This is a genomic window from Martinezella rhizogenes (assembly GCF_007002745.1).
Classification (GTDB): Bacteria; Pseudomonadota; Alphaproteobacteria; order Rhizobiales; family Rhizobiaceae; genus Agrobacterium; species Agrobacterium cucumeris.
This window is the reverse complement of the sequence record NZ_SGNY01000001.1, coordinates 731,179-742,413: the sequence shown is the minus strand read 5'-3', so window position 1 is coordinate 742,413 and position 11,235 is coordinate 731,179. Positions and strand designations below refer to the sequence as shown.

The 11,235-nt window shown below is 61.2% G+C and carries 8 protein-coding genes; 3 read left to right on the top strand and 5 right to left on the bottom strand.

Annotated features, from left to right (window positions below):
- The first annotated feature begins 40 nt into the window (after positions 1-40).
- Positions 41-601, top strand: a complete 561-nt coding sequence (locus tag EXN68_RS03750; protein WP_142839672.1) for a hypothetical protein — start codon at positions 41-43, stop codon at positions 599-601.
- Between the two features lie 14 nt (positions 602-615).
- Here the strand turns inward: EXN68_RS03750 and folK are convergent, their stop codons facing one another.
- The 3 genes from folK to folP form a co-directional block, all read right to left on the bottom strand.
- The gene (gene folK / locus EXN68_RS03745; protein WP_193559503.1) at positions 616-1,131 is read right to left on the bottom strand and encodes a 2-amino-4-hydroxy-6-hydroxymethyldihydropteridine diphosphokinase; all 516 of its coding nucleotides are present in this window, start codon (positions 1,129-1,131) and stop codon (positions 616-618) included.
- A gap of 4 nt (positions 1,132-1,135) precedes the next feature.
- On the bottom strand, positions 1,136-1,501 hold the full coding sequence (gene folB, locus EXN68_RS03740) for a dihydroneopterin aldolase (protein WP_142839671.1): 366 nt from the start codon (positions 1,499-1,501) through the stop codon (positions 1,136-1,138).
- A 78-nt stretch (positions 1,502-1,579) separates the two neighbouring features.
- The gene (folP, locus tag EXN68_RS03735) at positions 1,580-2,440 is read right to left on the bottom strand and encodes a dihydropteroate synthase (RefSeq protein ID WP_161991180.1); all 861 of its coding nucleotides are present in this window, start codon (positions 2,438-2,440) and stop codon (positions 1,580-1,582) included.
- 104 nt (positions 2,441-2,544) lie between these two features.
- On the opposite strand from folP, the gene EXN68_RS03730 reads away from it, so the two are divergent.
- Positions 2,545-3,171 carry a DUF922 domain-containing Zn-dependent protease gene (locus EXN68_RS03730; protein ID WP_142839670.1) on the top strand — a complete coding sequence of 209 codons (627 nt, stop codon included), beginning with the start codon at positions 2,545-2,547 and terminating at the stop codon, positions 3,169-3,171.
- A gap of 307 nt (positions 3,172-3,478) precedes the next feature.
- Here EXN68_RS03730 and EXN68_RS03725 read toward each other — a convergent pair whose 3' ends face one another.
- Positions 3,479-3,799, bottom strand: coding sequence for a 2Fe-2S iron-sulfur cluster-binding protein (locus EXN68_RS03725; RefSeq protein WP_142839669.1), 321 nt, complete (start codon positions 3,797-3,799; stop codon positions 3,479-3,481).
- Positions 3,800-3,929: 130 nt separating this feature from the next.
- Complete coding sequence (locus EXN68_RS03720) at positions 3,930-4,298, bottom strand: Hpt domain-containing protein (protein WP_142839668.1); 369 nt, start codon at positions 4,296-4,298, stop codon at positions 3,930-3,932.
- Between the two features lie 480 nt (positions 4,299-4,778).
- On the opposite strand from EXN68_RS03720, the gene EXN68_RS03715 reads away from it, so the two are divergent.
- Positions 4,779-11,159 carry an apolipoprotein A-IV repeat region-like domain-containing protein gene (locus tag EXN68_RS03715; RefSeq protein WP_142839667.1) on the top strand — a complete coding sequence of 2,127 codons (6,381 nt, stop codon included), beginning with the start codon at positions 4,779-4,781 and terminating at the stop codon, positions 11,157-11,159.
- Positions 11,160-11,235 lie beyond the last annotated feature (76 nt).

The following is an 11,235-nucleotide window of genomic DNA, read 5'->3' as shown; positions in this document are numbered from 1 at the left end:
TGCCGCCTATCGAACAGGCTTCTTCGCCGGGGAAAGTATCATGTATTCGCGCTTCTTTTCGCTTGTGGGCGGACTTGCCGCCATATTGTCCGTCAGCGGCGGTTTCGGCCTGTCTGACGTCCATGCCGCATCGCGCGATCGCGACGACGTGTTCTTCCGCTCGGTGGCTGGCGTCTGGAAAGGTCCGGGCGAAATCGTCGCGGGCAAATACAAGGGCACCAAATTCACCTGTGATCTGACGGGCGAACCGCTTGATGACAAAAAGACCGGCATCAAGCTTGGCGGCACCTGCCGCGTCGGCGTCTTCAGCCAGCCCATGTCCGCCATCATCAGCCAGAAGGGCAGCAGCTACGAAGGCAAGTTCCTCGACGGTGCCGAAGGCAAGGGACTGGACATTACCTCCGGACAGGTCAACGGCGACAAGGTCGTCGTCGGCATCAACCGTTCCAAGCTCAATGGCGCCATGGTTGCTCGCGTCTCGAGTGACAACTCGATGAACATCACCATTTCCGTCAAGGTCGCCGACCAAATGATCCCCGTCATCGGTGTGACGCTGGCGCGCGATATTGATCAGCTCGCCGTCGGTTCGATCAAGCCCTAAGCGCGATAATCCTCTCAGTCATTGCCGAGCGGGAGTGTCCACCACTCCCGCTTTTCGTTTGTGCGGACAATACCGCTTCTATCCGCCTGCTGAAGCCATTCCCGCACCGGCTTTCCCTTCACCTCGATATCCGGGGCAATCTCGGCGAGCGGCATCAGCACGAAAGCCCGCCCCGTCATGCGCGGATGCGGCACTTCGATGCTTTCCGTTACGATAGATTCATTGCCGTAGGTCAGCACATCGATATCGATGGTGCGCGGGCCCCAGCGTTCCGTGCGTACCCGCTTCATGCCCCTTTCAATGTCGAGGCATAATTGCAGCAGCGCGGGCGCCGTAAGCGAGGTTTCGACCAGCGCGCAGCAATTGAAGAAATCCGCCTGATCCGTCTTGCCCCAGGGAGGCGTGCGATAAAGACCGGAGACGGCCAGCAGGCGGCAATTTTCATGCATATCCAGTTCGTGCAAGGCCTTGGCCATCGCGGCGGCGGGATCGCCGATATTGCCGCCAAGACCCAATGCGGCGACGGTCATCTTTTCAGGCACGGTGTTCAACACTCACCTGCGCGTAGTCGAGAATGCCGGGAACGGGAGCGGACGGTTTACGCACCGTGATGCGCAACCAGACGATCTGCGGGTACCGGGCGCGCAGCGCCTTGGCGATGTCGTTCGCCAGCGCCTCGATGAGATAACGGCGCTGCCCGACGACGATTTTTTCGATGACGGCGAAGGCCACACCATAATCGACGGTATTTTCGATTTCGTCGGTTTCCAGCGCGTCACCCGCCTCAACCTCCATCTCGGCATCGACGAAAAAGCGCTGGCCCAGCACCTCCTCCTGCTCGAGAAGGCCATGACGGGCGAAAAAGGAACAGTTTTTCAGGATGATGGTATAGCGGCTCATCGCATCGCCTCCATGGCAGGAATGTTTCGCCCGAAAGCCGCGCCTTCATGGGGACACGGCGCTCCGGCACTCGTTGATCTACGCATCGGCCTTTGCCGACGCTTTGGCAAGAACCGCATCGGCAATTGCCAGTGCATCGCGTGTGGCAATGACATTGTGCACGCGAAAAATCGAAGCACCAGAAAGGCGCAGGATCGCTGTCGTCGCAGCCGTTCCGATATCGCGTTCGTGGGCCGCATCCCGGCCCGTCAGCGACCCGATGAAACGCTTGCGCGACGTGCCGGCCAGAACCGGCAGGCCGAAAGCGGCAAGCTCACCGAATCGCGCCATAAGCTCGACATTTTCGCGCTCGTCCTTGGCAAACCCGAAACCGGGATCGAGCACGACGGCATCTCGGGCAACACCCGCATCCTGCGCAATCTCGAGCGAGCGATTGAGGAATTCAAACTGGTCCTCGATGACGTCGGCGAGCTTCTGCCTGTCGCGGCCGGTATGCATGATGCAGACGCCGGCGCGTGTGGCGGCGATCACCCCCGCCATCTCCGCATCCTTCTGCAAGCCGAAGACATCATTGACGATATGCGCGCCCGCTTCGATCGAAAGCCTTGCCGTCGACGCACGATAGGTATCGACGGAAATCAGAACGTCCGTCTCGTGGCGCAGCCTCTCGATGACCGGCAGTACCCGATCCTGCTCCTGCGCCTCCGTCACCTCCGCCGCACCCGGCCGGGTGGATTCGCCGCCGATATCGATGATGTCAGCCCCCTGTTCCACACAGCTCAATGCATGGGAAAAAGCCGCCTCGACGGCGAGAAAACGGCCACCATCGGAAAATGAATCGGGCGTGGCGTTGACGATGGCCATAATACGGCCACGCCCATCAAGTTTCAGGGAGCGGCCATGGGCCGCTTGCCACACGTTGCTGCCGGCTGTTATCACGTAACACGCGCCTTTCGGAAATAACGGAATGTTATGCCAATTCTTATAGGTTCCGCTCCGCCTATGCAGCAAACGATTTTCAAGTTCAACCGGAAGGCCGGGTCATGACCAAATCATCACGTGCTCTTTGCGTCGCCCTTGCGGGCGCGCTGGCACTTTCTTCGGCCGGGCCGGCTTTTTCCGACACCATCGTCCGCAAGACCTATTCCTATTTTTCGATCACCGGCAAAACCGCCGCCGATCTCGACCAGCAGCTTTCCAAGCATGGCCCGCTGACGCGCAACACCGGCGCGCGCCATCCCGGTGCGACCGAGATTAAATTCGGCGGCGAACTCACCTATGTGGAAAAAAACGGCCAGTGCAGCGTTGGAACGGCCAAGGTTCTGTTGAACACCCGCATCCTTTTGCCGCGATGGAAAAACCGCCGCCGCACCACGGCGGAGCTGGCCTTCATCTGGGATACGCTGCTGGCCGATATCAAGCGCCACGAGGAACGGCACGCGGAAATCGCCCGCACCCATGCCCGTTCGCTCGAAAGGCAGCTGGCAGCCCTTCATCCGCAAAAAAATTGCGAGACGCTTCAGGAAATGGTCGGCAAGATCACCCAGACGGTGATGGATGAGCATGACAGGGACCAGCTGCGTTTCGATGTAGTGGAATCGAAAAATTTCGACGCCCGCATGACCCGGCTTTTGAAAAACCGGCTCGAACAGGGGCAGAACAGGCGGTAAACCGCCTTCGCCGCACCTCCCATTAAAGGCGCAACGCAACGGAAACATGACGTTACGTCATGTCCGATCTCACCCGTGACTTCTCGTCATGGTGCCGCCGCCGAGACTCATTGTAGCTTGTTCATATGGTTTTAACGGTTGTGGCCCGCAGCGGGTCCGGCGCTTGAAACCCTCTCCGGTTCTCCCGGTGCGCACTTGAGGGCTCGCAGGTGTTTCCTCCCTCGCCTGCATGCTGCGTACCCGCCTCGCCCCGCTCTCCTCTATCTGGTGAGCGGGGCTTTTTCTGCGACCGACAAGTGGAGAGCCTTCAGCCCTGGCGTTCGGGAACATGAACGACAAGACCGTCAAGCTCGTCATTCATCTTGATCTGACAGGAGAGACGCGAGGTGGGGCGCACTTCGAACGCGAAATCCAGCATGTCCTCTTCCATCGGCTCCGGCCCGCCGACACGCTCCGCCCAGGCGTCATCAACATAGACATGACAGGTCGCGCAGGCACAGGCGCCGCCACATTCCGCATCGATGCCCGGAATGGAGTTGCGCACGGCGTTCTCCATGACGGTGGAACCGTTGCTCACATCGAGTTCATGGGGCGTGCCGTCAAAGGCAACGATGGTCAGTTTTGTCATGCCGGAATCCAAAATGGTGATCTAAGAACTGTTCTAAACACATAGAAAGGCCGGTTCGCCTTGGCAACCCGCTTCAAGGGTGCACAGGCGGAACCGGCCTTGTAAAATGACAAATTTGATGAACTCCGCCTCAGCGGCAGAGCTTGAGGATGAAGTTTTCCGCCTCGACGATGGTTGCCGCGAGTTTTGCAATCGCGGCGCTGTCCTTGCCCTGGTCCTCCACCGCAGCTGCGGCGGCGGAAACCGCCGGGGCGCCGACGGCCTGCGCAGCGCCCTTCAGGCGGTGGGCGGTTGCCCGCACGGCCTTGTCGTCAGCATCGGCAATTTCATGCAATGCGGCGCGGGCGTTGCGGCTGAACAGTTGCAGGACTTCGATTTCCAGATCCTTGTCACCCATCGTCTGACGGGCAAGATGATCGAAATCGATCGGCTTTTTCGTAACGGCCGGCGCACCGCCGCAATTATCCGGAGCTTCGAAAGCAATACTGACCGCTGCCATGGCTGGAATTCCTTGTCTCGCCGTTTCCTGTTTCGTGTCACATCTGTGTCGTATTTACGCATCCAAACCGGTGCTATCGGCTTAAATTACGGCGTGACGCGGGCGAAAATCTTCTGCTATGGTTAATTTATGTTAAACTTATGCGAAACAAGGCGTTCAGAGCGAAACTCAGGTTTAAAAACTGTTAAAAAGCCGACACTTCGCTGCTGCCGTAAATCCGCATTAATTGTTTCGAACACCTAAATGTGTCACTACGGTACTGCCGTTAAGACGAGGCTTAAGTGCAAGCTTTGTTATTACGGCACAGTGATGTAATTTCGCCCGAAAGCTGGACCACCAGCAATTCGGGATTTGGTAAATGGCGGAATTGTTCCCTTTAACGGGATAATGTTCCGCCGGCATGATGGCGGCAGTCCGCTTGCAGGTTGCAAGTGGTCCAACGGCATGAAGCCGGGCGTATGTGTAACGAGGCGTAACCGCATGGCGAATAACAAGATCAGCGACTCTGTCGACGAGACTGCATTTCAGGCGTTGGAAGACGCCCTGCAGCTCGGTGCTTTCGAAGAAAAGCCGGAATCGCGGAAGACCGCAGCGCCAAAGCAGCCGGAGGCCAGATTGAAGGAAGCAAGCAGACAGACCCCTGCTCCCGAGGCTGCGCGCGCGCCTGCCGAACAGGCACCCAAATCCCCCAATCTGGAAGCGGCCAATGACGGCTCCAAGCGCAGCCCGGCGATGATCCTGAAATCGCTCGAAGGCGGCTCGATCGGCGGCGCACTCAGAAATGCGACGATCATGTCGGTAATCTGGGCGCTGGGTGGCCTTGGTGTGGCACACCTGCTTTACGGCAATGCGCTCTGGAACATTGCCTCGCTGGCCGACCTCACCGCAATTCCCGGCCTGATGGCGATCGTCGTCGGCATCCTCGTTCCCGTCATGCTGTTCTTCGCCTTCGCGATCATGATGGCGCGTGCCCGCGATCTGCGTAACGCCGCCCGCTCGATGGCCGAAGTCGCTCTTCGCCTTGCCGAGCCCGAAACGGTTGCCTCCGATCGTATCATGTCCGTGGGCCAGGCGGTTCGCCGCGAAGTTTCGGCCATGAATGACGGTATCGAGCGCACCATTGCACGTGCGACGGAACTGGAAACGCTGGTCCATTCCGAAGTCAACGCGCTTGAGCGCAGCTATGCCGACAATGAACTGCGCGTCCGCAGCCTTGTGCAGGAACTGACCGCCGAGCGCGACGCCATCGTCAACCATGCCGAGCGCATCCGCTCGTCCATCGTTGGCGCACAGGAACAGATCAAGGAAGAGCTTTCCATCGTTGGCGAAGAGCTTTCGATGCGGCTTGCCACGACAGGCGAAGCCTTCGCCTCGATGATCGATACGCGCTCCGCCGCCCTGCTTGAAAAATCGCGCGCTTCCACCGAAGCCATGGGCAGCCTGATCGCCGCCAAGACCGAAAACCTGCTTCAGGCATTGAATTCCTCAGGTTCGACCCTGTCGAACGAATTCGACATGCGCCTGCACAATCTTGCCTCGACGCTGGATGAGCGCGGCGAAGTGCTGCTTGAGCGGTTCGCAATCCATGCTTCGACGCTGGATAGCGGTGCCGAAAGCCTCAACAGCGCGCTTGAGGAGCGCACCCGCCAGCTCAACGAAACGCTGTCCACGCGCACGCTGGAACTCAACCGCAATATTGATCGCGGCCAGCAGATCATCGGCGGTTCGCTGGATACCGTGCTCGACAAGCTTTCGACGACGCTTGAGGAAAAGGGTCTCTCCTTCCGCCAGAGCCTGCAGAGCACGGCTGATGATGCGATCATGGATCTCGATCTGCGTTCCGGCCTCTATGAAGAGCGACTGCAGGCGACGGTTGGCCAGGTCAACTCGGCCTTCGACGAGCATGTGGCGGAATTTGCCAGCGCCTTCGACCAGCGCGCCGGCAGCCTCGACAGCAAGCTGATGGAAAGCCTCGCCCGCATCAACGAAACCGTTGCCGGCGGCTCCGAAGCCCTCGACACCATGCTGAACAGCGGTCTTGAGCGCATTGGCAACACCATGACCGATCAGTCTCTGGCGCTTGCAACCGCGCTGGGCACCGGCCAGGAAATGCTTGAAAGCGCGCTGGAAACCCGCACCCGCGAGTTCAGCGACGCGATTGGCCAGCGCACTGCCGAAATCACCAATGCCTTCGCCAATTCGCACGAGAAGATCGACAACGTGCTGGCGGAACGCAGCAATGCCCTGTTCGGCGCACTTTCGGCCAGCCAGGATCGTTTTGACGAAGCGCTTGCCAGCCGTTCGCTGGCCATTACCGGCTCTGTCTCCGGCACGGCCGAACGTCTCGCCGCGATGCTTGACGAACGTGCAGCAGCAATCAACAGCGTTGTCGCCGATGTCGAACGCCGTCTGTCGGAGACGCTCGAAACCCGCGCTGCCGCCATCACCGGTGCCGTCTCCGGTATCGAGGACCGTATTTCCGACACGCTGGAAAGCCGCACGGCTGCCCTGCACGACGTTGTCTCCGGCGCGGAGAGCCGTATCGCCGAAACGCTTGACGGTCGCACGGCTGCTCTTTCCAGCACGATTTCCGGTGTCGAGGAACGCATCGCCGACACGATGGACAGCCGTACCCTGTCGCTCGACATGACCTTCGCCAATGTCGAGGAAAGGCTTTCCGAAACACTCGACAGCCGCACATCCGCCCTTACCGGCATTGTCGCCAGTGCCGAAGAGAAGATCGCCGGCGCGCTCGACAGCCGCACGACCACCTTCGGCGACGTTGTTGCCGGCGCCGAGACCCGTATCGCTGAAACGCTTGACGGTCGTACCGCCGCGCTCAACGCCGTGGTTTCGGGTGCCGAAGAACGCATCGCCGATACGCTCGACAGCCGCACCATGGCGCTCGACATGGCATTTTCCGGGGCAGAAGAGAAAATCGCCGATGCGCTCGATACGCGCACCGCAGCTCTTGGCGAGCTGGTGGCAAGCGCCGAGACCCGTATTGCCGGCGCACTCGACAGCCGCACGGATTCGTTGAAAAACGTCGTTTCCGGTGCGGAAGAGCGGATCACAGACGTACTCGACAGCCGGACCATGGCGCTCGACATGAGCTTCTCCGGCGTCGAGGAAAAGATTGCCGATATTCTCGATAGCCGCACCGCCGCCCTGCACGGCGCCGTTTCCGGCGTGGAGGACCGTATTGCCGGCGCGCTGGACAGCCGGACGGCTGCCCTTTCCGGCATCGTTTCCGGCGCGGAAGAACGCATCGCCGATGCACTCGACAGCCGGACCATGGCGCTCGACATGACGATTTCGGGTGTCGAGGAGCGGATTGCCGAGGCAATGGATGCGAGAACATCGTCGCTTTCGCTTGCGGCGGCCGGTGTCGGCCAGCGCCTCGAAGCCACGGCGTTTACACTTGAAAACGCCCTTGCCAGCGGCCACGAGCGGCTGGAAACCATGCTCGGCTCACAGGCGGAACGCATTGCCGGTTCGCTGGAGCGCAATAGCGGCCTGATCGAGCAGAGCGTTTCTGGCGCGGCCAACCGCATCGAAACCGTTGTGGAAGATGGCAGCAGCCGTTTTGCACAGACGGTGGAAGAAGGGGTCTCCCGCCTCGAAAGCAATCTGTCGCAATCGCATGAGGATATCCGCACCGCGCTCGACCAGCGCCACGCGGATATGGCTGCAACGCTGAGCTCGGCCACCACCCAGATGGGTGACATGCTCTCCGAGCAGGCGATGATGATCGGCACCACTGTCGCTTCCAGCGCCAGCATGCTCGAACTGTCGCTCGAAACCCAGCAGGACACGCTGCAGAAGGCAATCGACGGAAGCGCTGCGACGCTCGAAGAACGTCTTCGCAACAGCGCCGGCGACATCGCCGTCAAGATCGGCGAAGCCGCCCGCGAAATCGGCGGCGCGACAGACGCCCTCTCCTCCCGCATCGAAACCTCGATCGGCAACGTCACCACCCGTCTCGACGAGACAGGTGCGCGTATCGAAACGTCGCTCGACACGTTGCAGGCCCGCGTTGGCGGTGATCTGGCCAATGTGAACACATCGATCGAAGATGCCGGACGCCGCTTCGCAGAGGCGCTGGAAGACAAGACTGCGGTCTTTGCCCGCACCAGCGACGAAGCTGCCGAGCGCATCACCGGCATTCTGGACGAGCAGACGACACGTGTTACCGACACGTTCGAAAGCCGCACCACCCGTCTGGCCGAAACATTCGATACCGGCACGGCCCGTATCGACGAACGCCTCGGCACCATGGACCGGGCGCTGACGATCGGCCTCGAAAACGTCAACCGTACCATCGAAGGCAAGGCGAGCGATCTCGCAGTCAGCCTGCGCGGCGCGGTCGTCTCCGCCACCCAGAGCATCGGCGATGAAGCGGTTCGCTCGTCTGCCCTGCTCGCCAAGTCCGGTTCGGAATTTGCCGACCAGGTTCAGGCGCAGAACGAGGCCTTCACCAAGGCCATCGAGGAACGCTCCGGCGAGATCGTCAACCGCATTTCGGATGCTCAGACACGTCTTTCCGGCCAGGCCGCAGCCGTTGCCCAGACCTTCTCGGAAGCCGGCAACATCATCGTCAACAAGGTGGCCGAGGCTGAAGCCGTCGTCCGCTCTCAGGTCGGTGTCATTTCAGAGACGCTGACGGGTGTGGAATCGGCCCTCGACGCGCGCGGCGAATCCATCCGCTCGGCGCTGGATAACCGCACCCGCGAACTCAACTCGATGCTGGCCAGCCGTTCTGCCGAACTGTCGCGCCTGATCGAGGAAAAAGCCAAGCCGGTGGTCGACGAATACGCCACCATTGGCCGTGAAGCCGCCGAAAAGATCGTTTCCGCTGCCCAGCAGAGCGCAGAACTTCTGTCGCAGAGCAACAGCGGCATGGTCGGCATGGTGGAACAGGCGATCAGCGATTACGCCAATGCCGGCACGGATGCGGCAAGCAAACTTGTCGCCGCCACCCGCCAGAGCACCGACATGCTGTCGCAGACCCACACCGCCATGGCGGATGCCGTCGAAGAGGGTATCGACAAATATGCCCGCTCGGGCAGCGATGCCGCCAACAAGCTGGTCGCCGCAACCCGCCAGAGCACGGATATGCTGTCGCAGACCCATAACAGCATGGCCGAAATCGTCGAAAAGTCGGCTTCCAACTTCAACTCCGCCGTCGAGCGCGCCGCACAGGAATTCGGCACGGCCGATGAGGCCCTGAACGCCTCTGCGACCCGTTTCTCCGATAGCGCCTCGCAGGCCGCCGACATGGTCTCCAGCTCCAGCCGTCTGCTCGAAGGAAAGATCGACCGCCTGTCGAATATTTCCGGCCAGACGCTGGCACAGGTTGCCGGCATCGTCGGCCGCTTCGAGGAACATTCGAAGGTGCTGAGCCAGGCCTCCGAACTGCTCAACGCGGCGCAATCGAGCCTCGTCGGCACGCTGGAGGAGCGTCAGGACGCACTTCGCAGCCTGTCGGTCGGCCTCGTCAAACGCTCCGAGGAAATCGAAAGCGCCATGCGCAACGTCGTCGGCGTGGTGGAAACCACGCTCAACGAAGCCGAAGAGCGTTCGCAGAACGTCGCCGGCAATCTGCGCGACAACCTGCAGGCGTCGTTTACCGATATCGGCCGCTCGCTGGATGAGACCGAACAACGCGCCCGCTCGGCGGCACAGACCATGCGGGGCGCCCTGCTCTCCGCCGGCCAGGATGCCAGCCGCTCGATTGAAAGCACGCTGTCCGACGCGCAGAAATATTCCGACGAGCTGGTCAACCGCCTGCGCGGCGGTGTCGAATCCTCGCTCTCGGAAGTCGACAATCTCTTGGGCAGCGCCTCGGAAAAATCCAATGCCGCCGCCGCCAACCTCAAGGAGACGCTGCGTCAGGCCGTCGAAGAGGCCGTCAGCCGCTTTGCCGGTGCGACCGACGAGATCCGCCGCTCCAGCCACGATATCCGCCGCGAGCTGGATGCGACCCGTGCCGAACTGAAGCGTGGCGCATTCGACCTGCCAGAAGAAGCCAAGGAAAGTGCGGCCGCCATGCGTCGCGCCGTTTCCGAGCAGATCAAGGCGTTGCAGGATATTTCCCAGCTTGTTGGCCGTTCGACCCACCAGATGGAAGTCTCCGAACCCGTCGCCCGCGCCATTGCCGCTACCCAGCCTGCCGCCGAGCGCCGTGTCGAAACACGCCCGCAGCCGGCAGCAGCCGCTCCGGTACCGCAGCGCCCGGCGCAGCCGCAGCCTGCCCCCGCGCCAGCCGCACTGCGCGGTTCCCTGCCGCTTGAAAACCGCCAGGTCGAAAACCGGCAAACCGAGAACCGTCAGGCAGCCGCCCCCGCTCAACCGGCTGCGGCAAACCCTGCCGGACGTCGTGAAGAAGGCAGCGGCTGGATCAGCGATCTGCTGCGCGGCGCCTCGCGTGACGGTCAGGAAACCTCTGCGGCTTCCGCTCCCCGCGCCAGCGCCGAACAGCAGCCGACCCGTGCGGCCGACACCCGCAACCCACGGCACATGGTCGAATCGCTGAACTCGCTCTCGGTCGATATCGCCCGCGCCATCGACCACGATGCCTCGGTGGAGCTGTGGCGCCGTTACCAGCGCGGTGAGCGCGACGTCTTCACCCGTCGCCTCTACACGCTGAAGGGCCAGACGACGTTTGACGAGATCAAGCGCAAATATGAGCGGGAAGCCGAATTCCGCACCGCCGTGGATCGCTACATCACCGATTTCGAAAAGCTGCTCGCCGACGTCGCCCGCACGGACCGCGACCGGAGCGTCACCCAGTCCTACCTCACCTCCGATACCGGCAAGGTCTATACGATGCTTGCCCATGCGGCGGGCCGGTTCAACTGATCTGACTGACGCAGACATAATAAAACCCCGGTCTTGAGACCGGGGTTTTTCTTTGGGTTGCTGGCTGTTTCGTCAT